Source organism: Paenibacillus sp. MY03, from assembly GCF_002165585.1.
GTDB classification, from domain to species: Bacteria; Bacillota; Bacilli; order Paenibacillales; family Paenibacillaceae; genus Pristimantibacillus; species Pristimantibacillus agaridevorans.
The window spans coordinates 102288-126359 of the sequence record NZ_MXQD01000002.1 but is presented as its reverse complement, the minus strand read 5'-3'; the positions used below and the strand labels follow the sequence as shown (position 1 = coordinate 126359).

The window sequence follows — 24072 nt, the reverse complement described above, 5'->3', positions numbered from 1 at the left end:
TATTATTTTAAAGCCTCATACAAGGCAATAAGAGCAAGGGATTGTCCGTATGCCATCGGCATGAGCGTGATGTTCTTATAATGGTCGCTATCCATTCCCATACCGGTTCCAGCCGACACATTCAGCACGGTTCCATCCTCGCTAATATTTTGACACACCGCCTGGATAGCTTTGTTCGCAACAGCTTCATAGGAGGAATCCAGAATACCGATTTTCATGCCTTTCAGGATACCCGCGCCAATGGCAGCCGACCCGGATACCTCTTCATAGCTGTCGGGATCGCGCAGTACGGTGTGCCAGAGACCGGAAGCCGCTTGAAGCGGAACCAGGGCATTGACCTGCGCCTTGTACGTATCAATCAGAAAGTCCCGGACACCAGGATTAATCGTATCCTGGCAAGTTTCCAGGTAATCGACGAGGCCGTAGGTGAACCAGGAATTGCCGCGACACCAGAAGATGCTGCCGAAATTATCATTACGCTCGAAACTCCAACCGTGGAAGAACAGTCCGCTATGTTTGTCGTACAAGTACTTGATATGAAGCAGAATCTGATGAACGGCTTCCTGTTCCCATTCCGGTCGATTGAACTTGCGCCCGGCTTGGTTCAGGAACAGAACCGCCATAAAGAACGTATCAATCCATAACTGCCCATTATGCAAGTGAACTCCATCCCGATTGCCAATGGCCGTGACTGTATGCTGGAAGCCGCCTTCTTTCGTTTTGGGCAGCTCATGAATAAGCCAGTTCGCATGATCTTGGCATAACTGTTCCAGTTGGTTGGATGGCTCCAGTCGATCCAGAAGATGAACCAAAGCCAGATAGGGAGCTGTCGTATTAATATTTTTGGACGGCAGACCCACCTCCAGATTGCGGGAATACCATCCTTGAAAAAACTCCATATAACGGCGATCACGATAATATTCTTGCAACTTGTATAAACCATAAAGACCGACACCCTGAGGCCAGTCCCATTCTTCTATTCCGAAATCTCGTTGGACGATCCCTTTTCTTGTATCGGCTTGATTCGCCATTTTATCCTTTTCATAATCGCTGCCGCCCAAATTCATAAGCCTGTCCACTACCCGCGAGATTTTTTGAAGCAGTATTTCATTGGTCACCATTCATCTACTCCTTCTTATATACAACGTGCCGAAAGCAAACCTAGCTCGATCATGTCCGAACTAGGCTCGCATTCATCTTATATTCCAGATCCTGCACCCTTTGCTAGTGCTGGGAGCGAACCAACTCCAAGATATCTTTGCCAAGGAAAGCGATCTCCTTGTTTTCCTTATACCAAGTGTTCATAAATTCCTCAATCTGCTTGCCGCCGCCTTTCTCCCAAGCAGCTTTCGCATCTGCAACCGCTTGCTCAGCTGTATATTGAGCCCCGCCAATAATGCCTTTGGCATAGATGTCCTGGATTTCTTTGTCGATATTGGTATTGATCACTACCAGCTCGCTCGGCAGAGAAGGCATATGCTCATAGTGGCTTAACGCAGGATATTGAGCTTCGGGATTAAGCAGAAACTCGTCTGCTTTGTTCAACATCTCCAGACCGGCCTTCTGGTCAGGATCGCTCACGTCGAACGCAGTGGTGGATATCAGAAGCGGATTCTCAGGGATCGAATAGAACATGGAATAGTCCATAGCCCAGTCCAGCTCCTTGGCGTTCTTCTCAGGATCGATAACCTTTGGAAAACCGTCCTCGCCTTCTCTCCAATGCTCTCCCTCAATTCCTTTCTTCAGAATCAGAGCGTTCTCCGGTTTGATGATGAAATTAATATATTCCATCGCGGCCTTGGGGTCTTTGGCCGCAGCATTGATCACCGTGGTCATTTGAACCGGATTAACCACATGATGAACGAATTGCCCCATGGAAGACCTGGGCTGCTCCATCGGCGCTATCTCCGCCTCCGGAACAACCTTGCGGAGCGTTTGAATGTCCGTTACCGTATTCTCAAACCAGTTAGTGATAGCAGGGGGAAGGAACACGCCTATTTTACCGTTCAGATAATCCTGCTTGGCTTTAGCTCCATTCTTGTCCGCGAGGTAATCCTTATCGATAAGCCCTTCCTCAAATAATGTCTTCTTAAATTTAAGGGACTCCAGCGTGTTGTCCCAAGTTCTAACAATTGTATCATCATCGGAGAGTTTCCACCCATACGAGCCGAACATCGAATCTATCATTCCGCCCGAGGTGTAGCTCATATTGGTTCCATAAGTATCCTTCTTCCCATTGCCGTCAGGATCCTGCTCCACGAATGCTCTCAGAACATCAAGCAATTCGTCGGTCGTTCTCGGAACCTCCAGACCCAGCTTTTTCAGCCAATCCATTCGGATAAAGGCCACACTCTGCAGATGAGGCTCATTGATTTTACCGATTTCGTACAGCTTGCCGTCCGGCTTAGTGCCTACTTTGCGAAGCTGGGGGTACTTCTCCAACAGCTTCTGGTATTCAGGCGCATATTGCAAATAATCGTCCAGAGGCAGCAATTGCTTCTGCTGATACAGGGAATTCCGGAACCCCGTATCATAATCATTGACAATATCCGGCGCACTGCCCGATGCGAACATCACATTCAGCTTCCTAACCGCCTCTGCCCGTGCCACCGGCACAAACTTGACCGTAACAGGAGAACGCTCATTAATCCACTTGGTCCAACGGTTCTCCTCAACCGTTCCCTCCGCTGCGGGAATATTTCCCCTGTCATAGTTGGAGACGGTAATTGTAGCTTTTTTTTCGCTCTTCCCTTTTGATCCTGTTTCCGCTTGGCTGCAACCGACTGCCCCTGCTGCCATAACCGCGGACATCCCCAGTGCCAACGCGAACTTCATTCTTGGTGTGAATGATTGTCCAAACATGTGGAATCCCCCTCAATATATAATGAATTTCCTTGTTGCCGCTAACCCTTAATAGAGCCAAGCATAATGCCTTTGACAAAATATTTTTGCAGGAAGGGGTATACCGCCAGCATGGGCACGACCATCACCACAACCCCTACCGCCTTCAGTTTTTCGGATACCATTTCCTGCTGCTGCATCATATCCATGGCCGCCATGTTGAAGTTTCCCTGAATTTGAAGCATCCCCTGAACGACAACGGTCAGATTCTGCAAATTCGTCTCATTAATGTAAAGAATGACGCTCATAAACATATTCCAGTAACCAACCCCGTAAAATAACGTCAGCGTAGCCAGCATAGGAAGAGACAAGGGAAGTATGATGCGCAGGAGCAGTCGAACCTCGCCGCAGCCATCAATCTGGGCGGATTCGGCCACTTCTCCCGGAACGCTCTCAAAATAGCTTTTCATAATTAACATATTATAAGTGCTGACTAGGCCGGCAAACCAAAGGGCCCAATACGTATTGATTAAGTTCAGGCTATTCATGACTAGGTATGTCGGGATCATGCCTCCGCCGAAGAGCATGGTGAATAATGCAGCCATTGTGATCGGCTTGCGGGCGTAGAGGTACCGTCGGGATAAAGGATAGGCCGTCAACACCGTGGCCAACATGCTCAAGACCGTTCCTCCCAAGGTAATGATCACGCTGTTGGTAAAGGCGCGCAAGGCTGGCGTATTCTCGAAAAAGTAGTTGTAAACGGTGAAATCAAGTCCCACCGGCCAGAACAAGACCTGTCCCAGATCAACCGCATGCCCTGAGCTTACGGACAACGCAAGCAGATGCAAAAAAGGCAAGATGCAGGTGAGCGATATGAGAATCAAAACGATGTGAATAAAGGTTACAAATGATCTACCGCCTATGGATTCCCTCAAGCGCAGCCTCCTTTCTTCAGAATAATCCCTGATCGAATTTACGGGCCAATGCATTGGCCGACAACACTAGCACCAGTCCAACAAAAGACTCAAACAACCCCATAGCCGTGGTCAGACTAAATTGAGCCTGCTGCAGCCCCACCTTATATACATAGGTGCTGATAACCTCCGCCTTCTCCAATACGGTAGGATTTTGTAAGTTGTACACTTGATCGAATCCTACTTCCATCAGACGACCTACTCCCAGAATCAGCAGAAGAATAATCGTAGGGCGGATGCCCGGCAGGGTGATATGCCAAATCTGTCTCAGCTTCCCTGCTCCATCCATCCCCGCGGATTCGTACAGACTAGGGTCAATGCTGGAGAGAGCGGCGAGGTAAATAATAGCGCTGAAGCCCATCTCCTTCCACATGCCGGAGCCGATAAAGATGGCGATCCATGAGTCCGCTCGGTACAGGAAAGGCACCGGCTCCCATCCCCATTGACCCAGTAGCTTGTTAACGGTACCGCCTTCGATGGAGAACAGGGTCAGGACAATGCCTGCAACGATAACCCAGGACAAAAAATGAGGCAAATAAATAACCGTTTGAATCCAGCGCTTTAGCCAAGTCTTCCGCACCTCATTCAAGGCAATGGCGATAATAATCGGCGCAGGAAACCCGAACACCAGATTCAGAACACTTAAGTTAAGGGTGTTCCAGATAATCTGCAGTGTAACGTTAGACTGAAATAAAACCTCAAAATATTTCCACCCCACCCACGGACTTGACCATATGCCATCGTGAAAATTGTAGTCCTTGAAGGCAATCACAAGACCGCCCATAGGCGCATAACGGAAGATCAGATAATAAAGCACCCCCGGTATAAGCATGGCAAACAACGGAATATTTTGCCGAAACCGCTTGGTCTGGTAGAAAGCCTCTTTGACTGCAGGCGCTTGATCCGTTCCTACGGCAGCAGACGTTACTTTCATGGCTCCCCCTCTTTCTTGTTGATAGTTATAATATACTGCTTGTTCGCAAGTAGGAGCCTTAAATATCTTGAGGTCTTTCTGTGCGATTTTTGTTTCTCATTAGGGCATGTAATGATTACTCAGAGGCTGTCTGCTGCTTATCGAGAGGATGAGCAATGCCGGGAATGGCTGATAGCCACTATTTTGAAAGCGCATTCAATTGTGTCTCCACTGATTATATTCGGTCATTGATCTCCGCAAGCGGAAGCTCCAGCACCTTTTCCCGCGCCGCCTCCTGCCGGCCTTCCTTGTCCCGCAAGATGAACGGACAGGGAAAATACAGTTCATGGCGCGCTGGCATACTGGCTTTCCTTTGAGGCTGCATGGGGAATGTACCGGATGAACTTGTATTCGATGTTGTGGAAATCTTGATTGCTTGATGTTGAGGAGAAGCGTGGTCATTGGGGAAAATGATTGTCAAAGTCATCTGACTTGAGGGCTGCTAAAGACATCGCTAAATAGCCTGTACCGGAAGGCACAGGCCAGGTCCCTTAATAGAAAAGAACTTTACTCCACAGTATTGCTTATCAGTGCGCAAAGTCACTATTGCGTTTGCAAAAAGAGTTCCAAAACCGCACGTACGATTTGCTTGTAAACCACACCACAACACCGTTGTGCTCGCTTGGCAGTATCGGCAGAGTACGGATGCTCGCTCGTTTGGCGTCTTTCTACAGTTCAACCCACCATATTGTTACTAAGTCCGGCTTATCAGAGAAATAAAATCTGGCCTGATAGTTTCCAATCATCTTATCCACTTTAGATACATGACCCACCGAATCAAGTTTCTTTTGAAGCGCTAATTGATTCCCAGTCTTAATTTTATAAACGTTATATTTAGGAACTGGGGTAATGAGGATAAAGTTTGTCGGTTCTTCGGAGCACTACAACGATGACTTCACCATTATGGTTGTATCGATATTGTGTTACTTCTGTCCCCGAAGTTTTGCGGTATCTCAGTCCATCGGCAGAGTAAGTTCCAACGTGTATGTGCTAGACTGCTCTTATCCATTCCCTTGTCCTCCTTGATTTGATGATGCGGTTGGCAGAGCGGCTATCATTTTATCATATAGGTGTTTTCTTATATAAAGAAGTACATCGCCACACTGGCGATGTACTCGAAGTCTGTTAGCCTGCTTATCCGTTCTTTGTATTCACCATCTCGATCCTCGCCGACATTCCCGGTTCCAGCCGCAAAGCAAGGTACGACCTTCCGAGCTCGGACGACCCGAATTCTCCTCCGGTCACCTGGACCCCGCCGACCCATTCAGGCACTTTGACGACGAGTTCCGTTTCTCGCTCCGCCAACAGCACGGCAAGGAAACGTCCCCGTTCACGATCCCATTCCATGGCTACCTCTCCCGTATGGAACCGCCAGCCCGAAATTTTGCCGCGCGTCCACCGCTCCGGCAGCGCGGGAAGCAGCTTAACGAAGCCGGGCGCTACCTGCAATAACATCTCCTGCACGGCGTTCACCCACCCCATGTTCGCATCAAGCTGCACCGGGGCAGCAGCCATGTTCAAGGAGACGCCCATGCCCCTCCAGTCATTGTGAAGCGTGAACAAATTGGGCAGCAGGCTCGAACGTGCGAGAATATCCAGACACTCGACTGCGCTCTCGCCATCGCCGAGCCTTGCATAAATCGAAGCCATATGCGCAAGCGACCATCCGCTCTGCGCTCCCAGCTCACGATTGCGCACGGCTGCCTTGAAGGCTTCGAATAGCTCCGGGTCGCTCTCCCCCGACACTTCCTGGCCCGGAAACACCGGATACAGGTGGGATAGATGCCGATGCGCGTACCGGTCGTCAAAGTCGGGGTGGATCCACTCCCGAACGGCGCCGTCCTCATTGACGAGATATGCGGGAAGCTTATCGAGCATGCCCTTCCACTTCTCATGCTCAGCCCTTGTCGCCGTGCCAGACTGACGAGAAACCGCAAGAAGATTGCCAAGCAGCTCCTTCAAGATGGCGACATCCATCGTTGCATTAATCGTAGTGGGCATGGGATGCGCAAGCGCCACGCCTTCCCGCGGCATAAAGTTAAGCGGCGTATTCTCCGGAGAGACGGACGGATAGATGCGATACAATCCGTCTTCGCCGGTCACAAGGAAGTCTTCATAGAAACGAACCGCTTCCCGCAGGAACGGGATGAGCTGCCCCCGCAGGAAATCCTGATCGCCTGAGAACCGGTAATGCTCAACGAAATGACGGGCAAGCCAGCCGGCAGCTCCCGTCCAATTCAGAATGACGGGCACGATCTGGTTAGGTACCCCGATCCCCGGCGTCGTCCCTGCGGGAATGTAAATCCCTTCGCAGCCGTACAGTTTTTGGGCGTTGCCCTTAAAGTCGTCCATCAGCTCTTCGTAATAGCGGAAGAGTGCGGGGGTCAATTCGCCAAGCCCGCCTACTTGAGCATGCCAATACATCATCTGGACATTCTCGTTGGCCATGTTATGACTCCACACGAGCCGGTAATCGCCCCCCCACAGACCGTAAAGTCCGAACGGCTCGGCTTCCGGGGAAGCGTCCGTTCCGCTAATGAACAGATAACGGCCATATGCCCACATTCGGCGAACAAGGGATAACGGGGCTTCTCCTTCGTACGCATCAAGGAGCAGTCTTTCATTAGACATATCCTCTTGTATCCGACGCCCGCTAAGAGAATCCGCCCGCCCCTCGTCCCCAAGCTCCAGAGCGGCGGAGCGGTACAAAGGCCGATGCAGCGCGGTATGACGTTCCAGCAGTTGCTCATAGGTAACATCGGACATAAGGTCGGACAGCTCTCTCCGGAGTCTGTCCCAGTCGCGTCCCCGTTCGCCTTTGACAAATACGCGCACGACAGCCAGAATGCTCGAGGCGCCTTCGATAATAAGCATGCCGTTTCTTGCCCGTACGATACCGCCATGGGACTTGATGAACATCACCGCGCCGTAGTCAAGCCCGTCGTCATTGGTTGCGGCGAACCACGCGAACCCAGCGTCGCCTTCAGTCGCCTCGCGGCCTTCCAAGCCGCAAGGCCAGTCCGACTCATGTTTGCCCTCATTATCCCCTGCAAGAGAGGCAGCCTCCCAAGCGGACGCCCCCGTCTCCACGGACTTCTCCAGCTCCTTGAATTCCGGCGTATCCGCCCAGCGGTCGCTGGGATGCAAGACAAGGCCGATCTCGCCGGAAACCGACGATTGTCCGTCCGATCCAATCTCGTAAACGACGGCATTGTCGGCGCGCGAAACGAACAAGCGGCGTTGGTAGCGGATCGACCCATCCGTCCATCCGACATGGACTTCCCCGCTATCCATAGCCAGCGTACGCCGATAGGAGCGGAAGGCGCTGCCGCAAGGCATGTCGAGACGAATGGCCGCAAGGGGGAAGCGCGACGCCAGCTTCGTTCCGTACCCGCTCTCCTTCAGGGCGTTCGCGAGCAGCCAGCTCGCCTCGTTATACCGCCCCGCATCCATCATCGTTCTCGTCCGGGACAAGACATGACTGACATCCGGCAATTCGTCCTTGTGCCCCCAATGCCATAACTGGGCATGGTTCAGCAATACGGTCTCTTCCTTCACGCCGCCGAATACGGATGCCCCGATAACGCCGTTGCCGGACGGCAGCGCCTCTCGCCACATGTTGCGCCACCAGGAGGCCGGATAGCGCAGGATCAACATGTCCTCAGGATTACAGGTTGGGTGATCGCTTGCCCGGCCGCCGCAAGGACCGCCGTCAACATAATTGGCACCCGCATGATAGGACTCGCCGCGCTCCCCTCTACTCAAGCTCGCCCGCTTCCTCTCGCAGCCACTCGATTTCGATACTGGCGAGCAAGAACGGCGCTACTCCCATAAGCGCATCGCTGACGACCGCTTCGCTCATGTAATATTCGTAGGAGCCATCGCGGTACTTGCGGCCGCCAAGCCCTGCGCCGTGGCAGATGCCATGCAGATGCACGCCCTTCTCGTCCTCCGTGACGAATCGGTCCAATATGCCCTCATAAGCGCGCTCCACCGCCCCGCGATCGATCTCCGCAAGGTAGCCAAGCCTGATCCCCTTAGCCATCGCATACGTCAGCATACAGGAGCCGGACGCCTCCAGATAGTTGCCTTCGCGGCCATTGCAGTCCATGAGCTGATACCAGACGCCGCTTTGCTGATCCTGCACCCGAAGCACCGCATTGCACATGCGTTCGAAGATGCCCATCAATTGGCCTCGCTTCGGATGATCCGCTGGGAAGTGCTCCAGCGAATCCACGAGCGCCATGGCGTACCAGCCCATCGCTCTTCCCCATACGTAGCGCGAACGTCCCGTCGTTCCGTCGCACCACCGCTGCTCGCGGCTCTCGTCCCAAGCATGATGCAGCAGCCCGTTCAGCGGGTTGCGAGTCCGCTTCTCGACGAGCAGCAATTGCTTCGCCGCTTCGTCGAACCATTCGTTCTCCTGGAACGTCGCCGCATATTCCGCCATATAAGGCGACGACATATACAGGCCGTCCAGCCACATTTGGAACGGATATATTTTTTTATGCCAGTAGCCGCCTTCTTCCGTCCGCGGCTGACCGATCAACTGCGTAATCAACAGGCTGGCTGCCTTTTGGTATTTCTCTTCGCCGGTCTCCCGCCACAAGCGCAGCACGTTTTTGCCTTTGTTGATATGATCCAGGTTGTAATCCTCCAACCGGAAGAAACCGCCGATCGCGCCATCGTCCCGAATGAACGCGTCCATCTGGCGCTTGACGAACGGCTGATAGCTTTCCTTGCCCGTCCAGTCGCCCGCCCGGCTGATCGCAAGCAGCGCCATGCCGGACACATATCCCCATTTGTTCGCGATTTGCGGGTGATAACCATGCTCGTCGGCGAGCGCAAGAATCGTCTCGGCGATCTTGCCGGACATGTTCGTCCCGCTATGAATCCGCGTCGCAGCCTTCATCTTCACATCCTCCTCGTCTCTATGGCCGGAATATAGGAAGCTCCTCGAAACGTTCCGGAATATCGATTAAATACAGATTGGCGTAACCGTTCTTGTCGCTTGTGAACAACAATCTCTTCCCCCGCTCGTCAAAGCGCGGATGGGCATGCACCTTCTGCGAGTGGAAACTGCATCTGAGCTCGCAGAGCATGCGGGGCCCCTCGTACTTGCCATTCTGCTTGCGCCACAGACTGAGGCTCTTGACCGCGCCTTTGCCGTCCACGACGGCCTGCCCCAGCCCGTCGGCATACCCGTGCCAGGTGTCGAAGCCGAACTCTGTCTCCTCCAACCCGGTATTGTCATAACGGATGCTGCCGAAGAAGTTGGTTCCGTCGGCGCGAAAGCCATGATAGCCGATCGTTGTCCCGTCGGGATAAAAAAATTCATGCCCTACTTTCTCGCCGGCTTCGAGTCTTTCTCGAATTCGCCAAGCTTCGCCAGTCCGCAGATCCAGCCCCCAAATCCGGTGGTCCACCAGATGCCACGGCCCTTCATGACAAAACGTCATGAGCCATGGCTCCGTAGTCGAAGCATTAATATGCGTAATAAACTTGTTCGCCTCGTAAACCTTCCCGGCCTTGCCGCTGTCGGCATCGATTCGTACGATCATGCTGTGAGGCGCCGCTTCCATCAGCTCCCGGTGGCCTACGTATCCATTGCCGAGATCAAGACGAATCCGATGCGACAAATCCTCCTGCACGCAAGTCAGCACATGCCGGCTGTCCGAGGTCGAGCTCGCGTTGCCCAGATGGTAGCCTGCCGGCGCCTCGTACACCACCCGTTCCTCCAGAGTGGACAGATCAAGGCGGATCAGCCTGCTACCCAGCTTCACGAACGCGGCGCTTCCGTCAGGCAGCAGACAAGCATCCAGCGCGTTATTCTTCTCATAATCGGTCAACTGCGTGATCTCGCCGCTCTCTACGTCCATGCTGTACAGATTCGTGCTATTCCCCCTGTCGGATACGAAGAGCAATCGTCGTTCCCGATCATACCAGCCATTCTCCGTAAAATATAAATGATGGCTATGCGCCTTATAATCCGTCAGCTGCGTCACTTCAAGCCCCGTCAGACGATCCACGGACGTCTTGCGCTCCGAAGGCCACCGTTTTCCTTTGCCGGTTGTTTCGATCCCTGTCATCGACCGATCTCCTCCCGTTCTGAATGACACGCCACTCTTTATAGCCAGGGCTTAAGCCCCTCCCACTTCACGGACCAGCTTCCGTCCTGCGGAAACCCCGGGTTCTCCGGCAGCGCTTCCGCGCGTTTCCCTTTCCCGTGTTCCCCTTGCCAGCCTGCCGCCATCATCGCGACAGCCGTCAACAGCCCGCCATTGCCCGGCAAGTAGGCGGATAAGCCTGGACGTTGATAATTGTGCCCGTTCGTCAAATACGTATTTTTGGTCGCGTCCAGCAGCAAGAAGTCGACCGCCAGTTCAGGCTCGCCCAGGCGAGCGGCCGTCATGGCGCACATCGGGAAGTCCCAGCCCCAGGCCGTATCCCATTGCCAGCACTCCTTGACCTTCAGCAGCGTGCCAAGCATCGTCTCCCGGTCGACCAGCGTGCCGGGAAGCAGCCCCATCGCGCCAAGCATCGAAGGGTGATCATGATTTTTCGCCTCGAAGGTGTCCGGGCAATTCTCATGAGCCAAATACAGGCCGTCCTTCTCCGGCAATGGCGCCATCGCGCCGGCTACCTTCGCCCACGAAGGATCCGGCGTTTCATTAAGCCGCTCCGCCCAGCGGACGGCCGTCTCCAGCCCGTATTTCCAATACTCCACTTCATACGGCGGATTCTTGCTGTCCTGCAGACGGTGGCATTCCTGCGCCGGGATGAGCGGCGGTCCTAAGTCATACGCCTTCGTCTCCTCGTTCCAATGGGCGAACGACGTCATGAATGTCGCCGTTTCGAACACGACGGAGCGGAACCGCGCCAGCGTATCCGGCGTCGGGTCGGCGAGATACAGCATCTCCGCCAGCGCGATGGGATGCGGCTGCTGCCAGATCAAGCCGGGCGCGACCGGGGACGGGCACGGCTTGCCGTCGAAACCGACCATCTTGGGCCAACGCGCGCCCTCATAGCCTTGAGATCTTGCCAGCTCTTCGGCAATCGGCAGAATGTCCGTGTACCAATCCATGCTGTTAAGCAGCAGCCGCTCTCGGCCCCACAGCGGGAAGTGCGACGCATGCCACCAGTGCATCTCCAGATGGGCTTTGCCGAACCAGCTGTTATACATCAGCCCGGTCTCCTGCGGGGGAATAGACCCGCCGCTGTGCATGGCGCACAAGAACTGGGACAAGACGACTCGCCGTTCCAGCTCGTGCGCGCGCGGATCCGCGCTTCCGGCGAAGTCGATCGCGGCGCCGTTCTGCCAGAACGACGCCCATTGCCGCTCGCTGGACTCGATGATGGAACCGTAATCGGCCGTTTGGGCATGCTCGGGCGCGAACCCTACCGCAAACGTTAATTCTCCCGCCGTCTTCTCCGGCTGCAGCGTCCATTCGTGGACACCGGTCTGTTGCAGCTTGCCGGCCGACCAGGACCAGGCCACTCGATAACCATCCTCATCCATGCTCCTGCTTATCAACGCCCCATCCGCCGTCGATTCCAGCAGCTCCGTGCGATGCCTGTCATCATGGCCGAAGTCCGGGAATACCGTCTTATCCCAGGAGGTATGCGTCATGTCCGGAGCAGGGAACCGCACGAACACCTGAAGCCTGCCCTGCGCAATCAAGTTCGACCGCACGCGTACGCCAATCGTGTCCATGGCGGCATGGCAAGCCGTCTCGACTAGAACCTTCTCTCCTTGCAGCGCGAATTCGCTCGAGAGAATACCTGTCCATAGATTCATCGTTTGATGAATATCCGTTATGTCCCCCGCTTCGGCCTCCTGCCCGTCTTCCTTGTACAGCCTGAAGGAGAGTCGCCCCAGCTGCAGCCGATGCGGATTTTGCCTAAGCCAATGGTACGCCTCCGGGCGATCTCCCGGCTTCATCGGGTAGCCTACCTCCCGCCCGTGCGTGTCGAAGGTTTGGAGAGCCGCATCCGCCCCCGTAAACTTCTCGCGTCCATGCGTGAAATGCCAGCCCCAATTCGATTGCGTGCCCAGCGGCACCTCGTATTGCTCGGGGAAGCTCTGCAGTCCCGTCACGTCGGCGCTGAACGCGAATTCGCCATTCCCCACCGCAAACGGGGATAACGGGTCCCACTTGGTCAATTCGGGTTGATGCCGCATTACGATCTGTTGTCTGTTCACCGCTTGTCCCTCCTCAGCGTTGCCCTCGGAGGATGCCAAGACCGACGTTATTCCTTCGAAGTGGCATCCATCCGGGTTCTCATCATATCCCGGTACTTGCCAGGCGTTATCTCTTTGCACTTGCGGAACGTGCGGATGAAGCTGTTCTCGTGCTGGTAGCCGACCATCTGCGCGATATCGGACAGACGGTCGTCCGTTCTTGCGAGCAGCTCCGCCGCGCGCTCCATTCGCAGGTTGGTTAGATAGTTGTAGATCGTCTCGCCCGTCTCCTGTTTAAACACCTGACTGGCCAAGCTGCTGCTGATGCCCACGGACTCCGAAATTTCCGGTATGCCGATCGGCTCGCCCAGATGCTGCTTCATGTATTCGATCATGCGATGACAGGTGACGTAATCCTTGCTTTCGGCTAATCGGCCGTAACGTTCGGCCACGGGTTTGACTCGTTCGGCGAACTCCCGCTCAATATCGGCAAGATGAAGCGTGCCGAACCTCTCGTGGAGAGCTTCGCTCCCTTGTTCCTCCGCCGTCGCAAGCTCGTCGATCCGCCCGGCGGCGGCCTGCAATCCGGTCAGCGCTTCCGAAGGATACCCGTTGCGGCCGCGAATCCGCTCCATCATTGCCGTAATCGATTCCAGAGCTTCCTGCTCGTTGCCGGCCTCGATCGCCTGAATGACCCGCTCGATCGTCAAGCCTTCCCCCTGCGTCTCGTCTACTTCATGCTGCGACACCTCATGGAAGGAGATCACTTGCCCATATCCCCGGTATAAGCGATACATCAGCGCGTTGTCCGCCTCCAGCAGCGCTTGCTTGACCCGCGTCACGTCGGCGAACGGATGGCTGACGCCGGCCGATACGGAAAATTTCAAATATCGGGGTATTTGTTCGGCGACCTCCAGCAGCTTGCGCTCGGCTTCCTGTCCTTCGGATCGAGGCTGCAATAGAATGGCCATCTTGTCTTTGCCGAAGTCGGCGCAGGCAATGCGCCACTGCGTCCCGAGCAGCTCGGTCGCGATATTGGCCATGGCGAATTTCAGCAGCGAATGATCGCTTCCCGACAAAGCCCGCGACCACTCCCCGTAACGGTCGATGGACAACATCGCCGCCGTCATCGGTGCCGACGTCCATTCGGAGAAATATCGTTGCCACTTTTCCTCCATGTCGCGTTTGCCGCTCACATGGCCGTTATAGAGGTCGAGCATCAGCTTGGAGGAAGCCTCGGACAACGTATCCCTTACCAAATGCGACAAATGCGCATGCTTGCCGAGCAGCTCTCCGGCGATCTTCTCCAGATCGATCCCGCCGCCGTTTTCCCCGGTCTTGCCGTCGATGGCGCCGAACAGCTGCCCCAGCCTGCGCACCGGCCGCAAGGCTTGGGTATTGATGTAATAGATGACGGCACTGCCGAGCGCAAGCGCGGCAATCGATACGAGGAATACGACCTGCGCGATGCGCTTCGACTGGGCAAGCAAGCTGTCTTGTTCGACGATCGAGATGAAGCGCCAGCCTGCGACCTTGGACTCCATCTGGTTAACGAGCAGCTGACGGTTCTGGTACGACATATCTCCCTTCCCGTCCACCTGCATCTCCGCGATCGCCAATTCTACCGCTTCCTCGTCGAATTCGTGGTTTGCGACCGAATACAAGATTTGATCCTCCTCGTCGACGATATACCGCATTCGGTTCAAGTCGTTCATGACCGGAGGATTGAGCTTCGCGAACAAAGCCTCGTCCATGAGGTTGATCGCCACGATCCCCTGGACCTTGCCATGAATCTTAACCTGGCGGAACAACGTAATGTCCGATCCGTTGGCCGAAGCGCCCCGGGGCAGCTCCCGCTTCTTGACCAGCATCGATTTGTCGCCGAACTCGGAGGAGACCTCCGTCCATGCCGAATCCAGAAAGGTCGCGCTGTTGGAAGCAAAACCTTGCGGAATCGATAGAAAGCTGTCCTTCTCGATGTCGTAGACGTAAATGCTTTTGATATAAGCCGAATTATTGATTAACGTGGTCAAAAATTGATAGGATTGCGAAATATCCCGATACGAATTCTGATTGTCGCTGGTCAGAAACCAATAGATATGGTCGCTGAGCGCCACCTGTATGGCGACCTGGTCGGTTTCTCTGATCGCCTCGTCTATGACATCCATATTAAGCCGCAGCATTTGCTGTTGAAGCTCTCCCAACTCCTCCTGCAGCACCGACTTCGAAGTATAGAAGGACGTGAGGCCGACTGCCAGGATGATGAGGCACACGGATACTGTCAAGATCAGCACCAGCCTGATTTGCGTATGCGCCCAATTGAACATGAGCCGCTTTTTGATGGATTTCAACACGGAACTTCCCACCTTATGCCGAATATCCTTTCATTATAACGCGATCCGTTCCGCCAGACACATACGTAGCTCTAAGCTCGGACATCTCCGCGGGCAGGGCCGGATTGCAGCTCCTGCATCATACGGTAAGTCTCGATGCCGGCCAGCAGGACAATGCCGATGCCATGCGTATCGTTCAAATTCCAGCCAAGCTCGTGTTTGTAATAAGCATGCCGATAGGACCAGCTGGACCCCTTGCAAACGCCGTACAAGTTGCCTTGCTTGTCGATCGCCCTCTCGCACAACCCTCGCCAGCCAGCCCTCGCCGCCGCCGCATAAGTCTCCGGCTGCTCCAGCCATCCATGCCGCACGCCAAGGGCAAAGCCGTACATGAACATCGAGGTGCACGACGCCTCCTCGTACGACTCGGGGTCGGTCAGCACTTGATGCCACAGGCCATGCTCCCCTTGCAGCCGGCTATACCCTTCGGCGAGCTCGCGGTAGAACGCCAGAATTGGCGCATAATCGATGTGCTCCTTCGGCAGAACGTCATGCGTAAACAAATTGCCCTTGCCGCATGCCGGAGAACAGGCTGCTTGCCGACATGTCATACAGATGATTGGGCAGCTTGCGTATCGCGCTTTCTCTTGTCACTCTGTACACGGGGCCATGCGCAGGATGCTGGCCCACGTACCGCTGCGCAATCGTATCCAGCACATGCGGCACGTCGTGGAATCCCGCAACCGCCGCCATGCTCTCATGATGGTCGAAGTAAGCGCCCGAATAGCTGCTCCTCATCGACTCCCTCCTTCCGAATGGCCCGCGCCGACTGCCCGCTTATATCCCAATACTTCCGCGATCTCGACCTTGCGATGCTCCTTGACCGAGCGCCATACCGCCTCGCCCGTCGCTACCGAATAAGCGCCATCCTCCGCCCCCGACAAGATCCGGTAAGGTCTCCGAGCGCTTTCGCCCATGAACAGATCCTCCAGCAGCAGCGGATCTCCCCCTCCATGCCCGCCTTCGCGATGCACGACGTGTATCGTCTCCTTGGAGCCGAACAACGGGAAATAATCGATCGTCTGCACGGGCGTCGGGAACGGCGTCCGTCCCGGCATATGGTACTCCAGCGTCTCTATTCGCCCTTTCGTTCCGTTGATCGCCAGACGATAACCTTCGTAAGGGAGCGAGAAATTGACCGAATAACTGAGCAGCGCGCCGCGGTCGTATTTCACTGCAGCCGCATACGTATCCTCAATCTCGATATCCGAGTCGAATATGCAGCGATCCGGCCGATAACCGGAGTAAGGAAACGAAGCCTGCTTTCCCGCATCCAGCGAGTCCAAGTGATCATCCGGTACGCGTATATGCTTGCTTCTGGCATTCCACCGCGAATAATAGTCGCATGCTTCTCTCTCGTCGCAGGTCGTGCAGTGGCGTCCATCGATCCGGCTGGGATTGCCTTCCCCTTCGGAGCCGTAATAATTCAAAGCTCCGTACGCGAACACCTCCAGCGGCTTCTGGTCGATCCACCAATTGACGAGATCGAAGTGATGGGTGCACTTATGGATGGAAAGCCCGCCGGACAGCTCGCGTTCCCTGTTCCAACGCTTGAAATAGCTGGAGCCGTGATAGGTGTCCAAATACCAGTTCAAATCGATGGATGTAATGCGCCCCAGCTTGCCCTCCATCACCATCTCCTTGATCTTGGTATGAATCGGGGCATAACGATAATTAAAGGTCACCGTTACCTTGCCTTTGCTGGCGCGTTCGGCGTCCAGCACGCCGCGGCTGTCCTTGCCGGTCGTCACCATCGGTTTCTCCGTAATGACATCCAGGTCATGCCGAAGCGCCGCGATGATATAGCGGGCATGCGTATCATCTCTGCCCGCGGTAATGATGACATCCGGTTTCGTCTCGGCGACCATCCGTTCGAATTCCGCTTCGCCGTACGTGGCGATATCGGCTTGCTCCGGATATCGCTCGCGGAACAATTCGAAGCGGGCGGGATCCGGATCGAGCAGTCCGACCAGCTCGCAAGTTCCCGAGAACAAGGTCAGAATCGGCTTGGCGAACATGCCGAGCGCTCTGCCGCTTACTCCGCAAATCGCGTATCTTTTTTTCATGAGGTCCATCCTCTCCTGCCGTAATTGACTGACTCGCAGCCTGTCGGATTGTCCGATTAGCGAGGCAGGGCCGGCTTTGACGCCGGCCCCGTCGCTTATGCTTTTACCCGGTCAGCTTCGCGTACCATTCCCTTACCCGCTCCGTAACCTTGTCGCCGCCAGCCTTGTTCCAGCGTTCGACGAACTCGTCGAACTTATCGATCGGCCACTCCCCGATCACGATCTTGGTCAGATACTCCTGGAACAGCTTGTGCGACTGAATATCCGGATAGCCCTCGTATACGGTGTTCGGCAATCCGTCTCCGGCGATGCGGCGCGCGTCGGCCTTGCTCACCTCGAAGACGTCCGTCACCATCTGCTGCATATCCTCCGGGATCGTTTCCTTTATTCGTGTCGCCATATCCTCTTCCGTCGTCAGGTTGCGCATGCCAAGCGCGATCGGGCGGCTGTCCTCCGGCGGCAGAAGCGTCTTCTTGCCGTCGACGACCTCATGCTGCATCCCTTCGATGCCGAAACGAACAAACTCGTCGTTGTTATTGTCATAGAAGAAATCCAGCAGCTTGAGCGCATCGGGAGCCTTCGCTTCGGCGCCGGCGGGAATGACCCACTCCGGCTCTCCCATGCTCTTCATCGTGACGAAACCTTCGTAGCCTTCGACTTCCGGCATCGGCATACCCTTGACATACGCATCGGGCGCACCTTGCAGCATCGCCGTGTAGCGGTCTCTCAGGTTAGCGGGCAAGTGATACCAGCTGCCGACCAGGTTATTGTTGATTTTGGCCGTCCATACATCGCCTTTGTTCAGGAACGTCTCGTTGTCCAGCAGCTTCTCTTCGTACAATTCGCGGATAAAAGCAATGGCCGCCTTCATGTTGCCGGATACGCCAGCGTAGCCGATCTCCCCTTCGTAGATGTCCCATTCGGGCACGCCCTCCCACATGGCAACGCCGAACATGCCGAACAGGTGGTCCATCCACTTGCCGAACTCCCGGCCGGAGGTCGGCAATTCATCGGCCTTGCCGTTGCCGTTCGGATCATTATCGCGGAAGGCTCGCAGCACATCCTTATATTCATCCAGCGTGGCCGGCATCGACAGCCCCACCTTATCCAGCCAATCCTGACGGATCATCGGCGCGCGCTCGGGGACGAGAAACACTTTGGGCACGTAGTAGATATGTCCGTCCGGCGATGCCGAACGTACGACGTCCCAGGCTTCCTGCGGAATGTTCTTCCATACGTTAGGCGCATATTCGGGCAATAACTCCTCCAGCGGCAGCGCGCCGCCCTGCTTGATCAACGTCTGCTCGATGCCTCCGATCGGACGCAGAATGTCGGGCAGCTCGTCGGACGCGATCATCAGATTCAAGTATTCGGTCGGCTCGGAGCCCGGCGGAGTCGTCATCATCTCGTAGATGACGCCCGTCTTTTCCTGCACGTACTTCACATGCTCGTTGTTCGCGTCCGGGATCGTCCCGACTCCCATATGACTTTTAAACACCTTAACCGTAACCGCCTTTTCCCCATCGCCGTTTGTTCCCGCGTTCTTCGGCGCATTGCCGGCGTTCGAACAGCCAGCCACTAGCGATACGGCGAGCACGGCCGCCATAGCCGCCGTTTTCGTCGACTTTCCAAACCTTCTGTTCATCTTTGTCATACCTCCCTTTTTTGGTGAAAAACAAAAATTCAGCTCTTATTCCTTCAATGAACCTAACATGGCGCCTTTGACGAAATACTTCTGCAAATACGGGTAGACCAATACGATCGGAATCGTTGCGAACAGAATGGTAGCCGCTTTAAGCGTCGTCGTGTTGAAATCGTAGTCTCCCAAAAACATATTGACGGCGGCAAGCTCCTCCGGCGAAGTCAGATAAGCTCTGAGCTTCATCTGAAGCGGCCACTTCTCGGGATCCCGTATGAACAATACGGCCCGCGAGAACGTATTCCAGTAGCCTACCGCATAAAACAAGCTTACCGTAGCCAGCACGGGCTTTGACAGAGGCAGATAGATTCGGAATAAGATACCTGCGTCGCTGCACCCGTCAATTCGGGCCGAATCGTCCAGCTCCTTGGGAAGCCCCATAAAAAAAGTGCGAATAATGATCATGTTGAACGTCCCGATAATGCCCGGCAAGATGAGCGCCCACAAGGAATTCATCATGCCGAGCTCGCGCACGGTCAAAAAGAACGGAATCATCGGCGCGTTAAAGATCATCGTAATGATAATGCCCAGCATAATCGGCCTTTTCAGCAGAAAATCCTTATGCGCCAGCGGATAGGCCGTCAGCACGGAGAATAACATGCTAAGTACGGTGCCCACGATCGTAATATACACGGTGATGCCGAAGGACTTCCATAACCCCGCGTTCTGCAGGACATGCTTCCAGGACGCCGTCGTAAATTCGACTGGAAGCAGAAATACTTGCTTGGAATCCGCAGCGATCGGAGAGCTGAAGGAAACCGCCAGCAGCTGCAATAGCGGCATGAGCATGGTGGCCGCAGCGGCAAACAGAAATAAGTAGTTGAACAACTGAAATGTTTTGTCGCCTTTGGTTAGCTTCATCACCACAACCCCTGTTCCGTTTTTCGAGCCATCCGATTAAATATCCATAACAAAATAAAGCCGATGATCGACTGGAATAAACCGATCGTGGTCGTTACGCTATATTGGCCTTGCAAGACCCCGGCCCGGTATACGTACGTTTCGATGATATCCCCGACCGAATACGTCATCGGCGTAAGCAAATTGTAGATTTGGTCGAAGCCAAGCTCAAGAAAATTGCCGATATTGAGCAGGAACAAGACCAGGATCGTCGGGAACATGGTTGGCAATGTAATGTGTACCGTCTGCTTCCAGCGATTCGCGCCGTCCATAACGGCCGCCTCATATAGATTCGGATTGATCCCCGCGATTGCAGCCAAATACACGATCGTTCCCCAACCGACATCCTTCCAGATGGCGGATAGAACGACGATGGAACGGAAGTATTTCTGCTCCTGCATGAATAGAATGGGCTCAAGGCCGAGCCATTCCCTCAGCGCGTTAATGACGCCTTGGCTCGACAGAAGCTCGAACACGATGCCGCCGACAACGACCCACGACAGAAAATGGGGCAAATAAAACAGGCTTTGCACGAACCTTTTGGCCATCATCAGCCTCACTTCGTTGAACAACAAGGCGAGAATGATAGGCGCCGGGAAGCCGAAGAGCAGCTGGTAGAGCGCGATGACCGCCGTATTGCGGAGCACGGTGTAGAAGTCCTGATACGAGAAGATATACTTAAAGTTCTTAAGTCCGACCCACTCGCTGCCCCCGATGCCCTTAAAGATTTGAAAGTCCTGAAACGCGATGACGCTTCCCGCAAGCGGCACATACTTGAACACGACGTAATACAAGATGCCCGGCAGGATCATCAGATACAGAATCCAGTGCTTCCTCATATTACCGAGAATTCGGTTCTTCGGAGCTGCATGCTTCCCTGCATGACGAGGGGTTGCGTCTGAGGAGCCTGACTGCGTGGGGCCAACCCATTCTGCCATATTTGCGACCCTCCTTTGCTTAAGTACGGCTATCGTACCCCCGCTGACAGCGATTCCACAATCGATGGTTTCTCTAGCGCATGAACAATTCCTCGCGCCGCGCCAATACTGGGAAATTGCTATATGGGACAAGGCTTCCTGTCGCATTGGTTAGTCGTTTGGAGGATGGGTATATCACTTAACGCCCAGTACCCTGATGTGATTGGCAAAACAAAAGCAGCCGCTCCCTGAACGGCTGCCATAAGACTATATATTTCGTTCCTCGTCCAACTAAAAAAGCTCTTGATCGTTCAGCAATGCTGAACGATCAAGAACCCATAGAAAGCGATAGCGTATCGCGGTTAGACTCGCATCGGCGATTCGCGACGCCTTATGTACATTGCCATGTCGCGTTTTTAGCGGAATTTACTTAGCGGAAAGGTCGTCCATCGCCTGAACCGCGAGTTCCAGCGCCTTTAATCTCCTTGCCAGCAGCGTCTTCTGCGGACTGCCTGCCTTAGACTTTGCGTAGCTGTTTTCGACTGACGGAGTTAGACCGACGAGCGCTTCGCGAGCTTCATTCAATTCATCGGGGGTGTAAGAATGAGATTTTTGATGCCAGAGGTTTTCAAGCACAGCGAGACCGATGCCGACTGCGCGGAGTCGCTTTTGGACCAAGGTCGTATTCGCCCCGCTTTGCGTCATCTGGGACAAGGCGCTCTCGAGTTTTCTTATCGTTGATTGCAACGATTTTATGGACTCCGATTTCTCTTCGTTCGTAACGATTACCATGCCGGCACGATCCTCCTTCAATATTTAAAGATAGGTTCCCTTAACGCATCTATAACCATTGTACAACATTGGCGCAAGTTCTAATGTTAGCCCTTCTGATCCTTTGACAATACTGTATCATTTGAAAAAAGCTTATAATGCGAGCTTTAAGGTTTCTCTATAATGCGAGTCGGGAAATTGAACATGAGTTGACGCTGCATAAGGATAAAACTACAAAAGGGCAGGAGGCTTGTCGCAATCGACATGCCCCCTGCCCTTCTACTCCCCCAGCATCTGCCCTACGAAACCGATTTAACCTTTTGCAATCCGCGCTTTCTCGCGCTCAGCGTCATTCCGAAACAGACCAACAGGATCAAGCAAGCCATTGCGTACGGAAAGTTGATGTCCAGATCGAACAAAAATCCCGCCACGATGGGTCCGACAATGTTGCCGAGACTCGTAAAGGCCGAATTAAGACCGGCCACGTATCCTTGCTGATCCTTGGCCACCATGGACATCTGCGTGCTGATGGCCGGACGCAAAATATCGATTGCCAGGAAGATAATAAACGTCACGGCAAATATCATCCAGAAGCGATGAACGAACAGCGTCAGGAAAATAAAGATTCCGGCGAAAAGAAGACAAACCGAGATGACGTTTTGTTCGCCGAACCTTCTGAGAATCCAGCCGAAGGCCGTTACCTGCACGACGGCGCCGGCGATGGAGCCGAACGTAATGATAAACGCGATGTCGCTTGGTTCGAAACCAAACTTATGGTCGACGAACAAACCGAACACCGTCTCGAAATTGGCCAGACCAAAAGACATAACAAATACGATTATCAAGCTTAAAAAGTACGGCTCCCGGTAGGAATACCTTAGCTGAGTCAGCAGACTTCCATGCGCCTTGTCGGCGGACGGAACGCCTGATTCGTCTTCGGCTGACTTGGCAGGCACCGATTCCTGCAAAACAAAAAAGGTGAGAATCGCCGCAATAATTCCGGCCACCCCCGCTGAATAGAAAGGAACGCGAATACCAAACTCCGCAATATAACCACCTATACCTGGTCCAATAATAAATCCGGTCGTAATCGCCGCGTTTATATACCCCATCCCCGTCGCGCGTTCTTCCTTGGTCGTAATGTCAGCCGCATATGCAATGACGGCCGGCATGATCATGGCGGCGCTAATTCCCCCAAGCAGCCTGGAAACAAACAGCAGGACGGGAGAATGCGCCAATCCGAACAACACCTCCGACAATGCAAAAACTACCATGCCAATAACGATCATGCGTTTCCTGCCGAATTTATCGGCAAACCGTCCGGCCAGCGGCGAGAAGAGCAGCTGGGTCAGCGAAAAGGCAGCCACGAGAAGACCGACGATTCCGCCGGTAATGCCCAAGCTCTCCATAAATTTAGGCATAATCGGTATGACGAGACCGATACCCGTGAAAGCTAGAAATAGATTAAGCATAAGGATGAGCATAGCTCCCCGTTTTTTGACCAGTAATGCCATCGCAGTTTCCTCCAGTTGTCATCTTGCTAATATTACTGAATATTTATTCTAAATTAATTCAAAAAAAGAGCCTAGCGCGGCCGCTTGGCAATGCCATGCAAAAAGACGTCCATGGCCAGTCGATACGCCGCCAGCGCTTCCTCATGTCCCATCTTTCGGGTATGCTGATTTAAACCGTACATGAGAATATCCAAAATCGTGGCGATCCCCGTTACGTCAGCCATCTCCAGCTCGCCGTTGTCGATTCCCTGCTGAAGCAGCTGCCGGTTAAATTCAATATAACCTCCCACCATCTCATTAATGCGCTCCTCGATCACCGGATCATTATCCGCGTTGAAAAAAAATTCATCGACCGCTTTGCTAAGCGGATGGTTTAAATGATCAAGAGCCGAATGCTCAGCTATCCCATACAGCTTGTCGATCGTGGACGCATACATCGATTCCCGAGCAAGCCAATTGTCTTCCCACTCCCTGTTCCAATCATCCAGCAAATGAAAAAAAAGACCTTCCTTGCTCTTAAAATGATAATAAATATTGCCCGCGCTGCATCCGGTCGCTTTTACGATATCCTCTATCGACGTCGCCTTAAAGCCCTTTTGCGCGAATAACGCTTTGGACGCATCGGCGATCCTTTTCTTGGTCTGCTCGGTTTGCTGCTTTTTCTTATTCATAGGCGAACCGCCTTTCCCCGATTGACAAATAACACTGAAAATATATTCAGTATTATAACGAAATCGAATGCATTTGCCAAGTGTTTTGTTTTAATGGTCAGCAGTGGATTGTTTTTAAAATTGTTTTATATGATACAATAATATTCTACCCTTTAAAAAGGATTGATTCTA

At 53.8% G+C, this 24072-nt stretch carries 19 protein-coding genes and 1 pseudogene; 1 reads left to right on the top strand and 19 read right to left on the bottom strand.

Going from position 1 to position 24072, the window contains the following annotated elements:
* Positions 1-2: 2 nt before the first annotated feature.
* From B1748_RS02215 to B1748_RS37320, 5 genes are all read right to left on the bottom strand, one after another.
* The gene (locus B1748_RS02215; RefSeq protein WP_087566237.1) at positions 3-1121 is read right to left on the bottom strand and encodes a glycoside hydrolase family 88/105 protein; all 1119 of its coding nucleotides are present in this window, start codon (positions 1119-1121) and stop codon (positions 3-5) included.
* A 103-nt stretch (positions 1122-1224) separates the two neighbouring features.
* Positions 1225-2862 carry an extracellular solute-binding protein gene (locus B1748_RS02210; protein WP_087566236.1) on the bottom strand — a complete coding sequence of 546 codons (1638 nt, stop codon included), beginning with the start codon at positions 2860-2862 and terminating at the stop codon, positions 1225-1227.
* A gap of 41 nt (positions 2863-2903) precedes the next feature.
* Positions 2904-3776: a carbohydrate ABC transporter permease gene (locus B1748_RS02205; RefSeq protein WP_256975483.1), complete on the bottom strand. Its 873-nt coding sequence runs from the start codon at positions 3774-3776 to the stop codon at positions 2904-2906.
* Positions 3777-3792: 16 nt separating this feature from the next.
* A complete protein-coding gene (locus B1748_RS02200) occupies positions 3793-4749 on the bottom strand; it encodes an ABC transporter permease (RefSeq protein ID WP_087566235.1) in 957 nt (318 codons plus the stop codon).
* A 214-nt stretch (positions 4750-4963) separates the two neighbouring features.
* The gene (locus B1748_RS37320) at positions 4964-5089 is read right to left on the bottom strand and encodes a hypothetical protein (protein ID WP_256975482.1); all 126 of its coding nucleotides are present in this window, start codon (positions 5087-5089) and stop codon (positions 4964-4966) included.
* 218 nt (positions 5090-5307) lie between these two features.
* Here B1748_RS37320 and B1748_RS38160 point away from each other — a divergent pair.
* Positions 5308-5450: pseudogene (locus tag B1748_RS38160) on the top strand (IS4 family transposase); the annotation flags it as partial.
* 472 nt (positions 5451-5922) lie between these two features.
* Here B1748_RS38160 and B1748_RS02195 read toward each other — a convergent pair.
* The 14 genes from B1748_RS02195 to B1748_RS02130 form a co-directional block, all read right to left on the bottom strand.
* On the bottom strand, positions 5923-8553 hold the full coding sequence (locus tag B1748_RS02195) for a glycosyl hydrolase family 95 catalytic domain-containing protein (RefSeq protein WP_306299307.1): 2631 nt from the start codon (positions 8551-8553) through the stop codon (positions 5923-5925).
* Positions 8546-9700, bottom strand: coding sequence for a glycoside hydrolase family 88/105 protein (locus tag B1748_RS02190; protein WP_179215328.1), 1155 nt, complete (start codon positions 9698-9700; stop codon positions 8546-8548). The genes B1748_RS02195 and B1748_RS02190 overlap by 8 nt, the downstream gene beginning before the upstream one ends.
* Positions 9701-9719: 19 nt before the next feature.
* The gene (locus tag B1748_RS02185; RefSeq protein WP_087566234.1) at positions 9720-10877 is read right to left on the bottom strand and encodes an oligogalacturonate lyase family protein; all 1158 of its coding nucleotides are present in this window, start codon (positions 10875-10877) and stop codon (positions 9720-9722) included.
* Between the two features lie 38 nt (positions 10878-10915).
* On the bottom strand, positions 10916-12970 hold the full coding sequence (locus tag B1748_RS02180; protein ID WP_087566299.1) for a glycoside hydrolase family 65: 2055 nt from the start codon (positions 12968-12970) through the stop codon (positions 10916-10918).
* Between the two features lie 68 nt (positions 12971-13038).
* On the bottom strand, positions 13039-15324 hold the full coding sequence (locus tag B1748_RS02175; protein WP_087566233.1) for a helix-turn-helix domain-containing protein: 2286 nt from the start codon (positions 15322-15324) through the stop codon (positions 13039-13041).
* 71 nt (positions 15325-15395) lie between these two features.
* Positions 15396-15866, bottom strand: a complete 471-nt coding sequence (locus tag B1748_RS02170; RefSeq protein WP_256975481.1) for a glycoside hydrolase family 88 protein — start codon at positions 15864-15866, stop codon at positions 15396-15398.
* Positions 15853-16101 (bottom strand): RNA-binding protein, encoded by a 249-nt coding sequence (locus B1748_RS02165; protein WP_087566231.1) that lies wholly within the window; start codon positions 16099-16101, stop codon positions 15853-15855. The genes B1748_RS02170 and B1748_RS02165 overlap by 14 nt, the downstream gene beginning before the upstream one ends.
* Positions 16098-17429, bottom strand: a complete 1332-nt coding sequence (locus B1748_RS02160) for a Gfo/Idh/MocA family protein (protein ID WP_087566230.1) — start codon at positions 17427-17429, stop codon at positions 16098-16100. Before B1748_RS02160 ends, B1748_RS02165 begins: the two co-directional genes overlap by 4 nt.
* Before the next feature lie 103 nt (positions 17430-17532).
* Positions 17533-19074 carry an extracellular solute-binding protein gene (locus B1748_RS02155; protein WP_087566229.1) on the bottom strand — a complete coding sequence of 514 codons (1542 nt, stop codon included), beginning with the start codon at positions 19072-19074 and terminating at the stop codon, positions 17533-17535.
* A gap of 45 nt (positions 19075-19119) precedes the next feature.
* Positions 19120-19989, bottom strand: a complete 870-nt coding sequence (locus tag B1748_RS02150; RefSeq protein WP_087566228.1) for a carbohydrate ABC transporter permease — start codon at positions 19987-19989, stop codon at positions 19120-19122.
* Positions 19989-20867: an ABC transporter permease gene (locus B1748_RS02145; RefSeq protein WP_256975492.1), complete on the bottom strand. Its 879-nt coding sequence runs from the start codon at positions 20865-20867 to the stop codon at positions 19989-19991. Before B1748_RS02145 ends, B1748_RS02150 begins: the two co-directional genes overlap by 1 nt.
* 504 nt (positions 20868-21371) lie before the next feature.
* The gene (locus tag B1748_RS02140; protein WP_087566226.1) at positions 21372-21737 is read right to left on the bottom strand and encodes a hypothetical protein; all 366 of its coding nucleotides are present in this window, start codon (positions 21735-21737) and stop codon (positions 21372-21374) included.
* A 278-nt stretch (positions 21738-22015) separates the two neighbouring features.
* Positions 22016-23230 (bottom strand): MFS transporter, encoded by a 1215-nt coding sequence (locus B1748_RS02135; RefSeq protein WP_087566225.1) that lies wholly within the window; start codon positions 23228-23230, stop codon positions 22016-22018.
* 71 nt (positions 23231-23301) lie between these two features.
* Positions 23302-23901: a TetR/AcrR family transcriptional regulator gene (locus B1748_RS02130; RefSeq protein ID WP_087566224.1), complete on the bottom strand. Its 600-nt coding sequence runs from the start codon at positions 23899-23901 to the stop codon at positions 23302-23304.
* Positions 23902-24072: the final 171 nt, after the last annotated feature.

Bases quoted from the DNA above. Each gene is read 5' to 3' on its own strand.
- B1748_RS02140 (WP_087566226.1), bottom strand. From the start codon at position 21,737: ATGGTAATCGTTACGAACGAAGAGAAATCGGAGTCCATAAAATCGTTG.
- B1748_RS02160 (WP_087566230.1), bottom strand. From the start codon at position 17,429: ATGAAAAAAAGATACGCGATTTGCGGAGTAAGCGGCAGAGCGCTCGGC.
- B1748_RS02200 (WP_087566235.1), bottom strand. From the start codon at position 4,749: ATGAAAGTAACGTCTGCTGCCGTAGGAACGGATCAAGCGCCTGCAGTC.
- B1748_RS02190 (WP_179215328.1), bottom strand. From the start codon at position 9,700: ATGAAGGCTGCGACGCGGATTCATAGCGGGACGAACATGTCCGGCAAG.
- B1748_RS02145 (WP_256975492.1), bottom strand. From the start codon at position 20,867: ATGAGGAAGCACTGGATTCTGTATCTGATGATCCTGCCGGGCATCTTG.
- B1748_RS02185 (WP_087566234.1), bottom strand. From the start codon at position 10,877: ATGACAGGGATCGAAACAACCGGCAAAGGAAAACGGTGGCCTTCGGAG.
- B1748_RS02165 (WP_087566231.1), bottom strand. From the start codon at position 16,101: ATGAGGAGCAGCTATTCGGGCGCTTACTTCGACCATCATGAGAGCATG.
- B1748_RS02130 (WP_087566224.1), bottom strand. From the start codon at position 23,901: ATGAATAAGAAAAAGCAGCAAACCGAGCAGACCAAGAAAAGGATCGCC.
- B1748_RS02210 (WP_087566236.1), bottom strand. From the start codon at position 2,862: ATGTTTGGACAATCATTCACACCAAGAATGAAGTTCGCGTTGGCACTG.
- B1748_RS02135 (WP_087566225.1), bottom strand. From the start codon at position 23,230: ATGGCATTACTGGTCAAAAAACGGGGAGCTATGCTCATCCTTATGCTT.
- B1748_RS02150 (WP_087566228.1), bottom strand. From the start codon at position 19,989: ATGAAGCTAACCAAAGGCGACAAAACATTTCAGTTGTTCAACTACTTA.
- B1748_RS02215 (WP_087566237.1), bottom strand. From the start codon at position 1,121: ATGGTGACCAATGAAATACTGCTTCAAAAAATCTCGCGGGTAGTGGAC.
- B1748_RS02180 (WP_087566299.1), bottom strand. From the start codon at position 12,970: ATGCGGCATCAACCCGAATTGACCAAGTGGGACCCGTTATCCCCGTTT.
- B1748_RS37320 (WP_256975482.1), bottom strand. From the start codon at position 5,089: ATGCCAGCGCGCCATGAACTGTATTTTCCCTGTCCGTTCATCTTGCGG.
- B1748_RS02155 (WP_087566229.1), bottom strand. From the start codon at position 19,074: ATGAACAGAAGGTTTGGAAAGTCGACGAAAACGGCGGCTATGGCGGCC.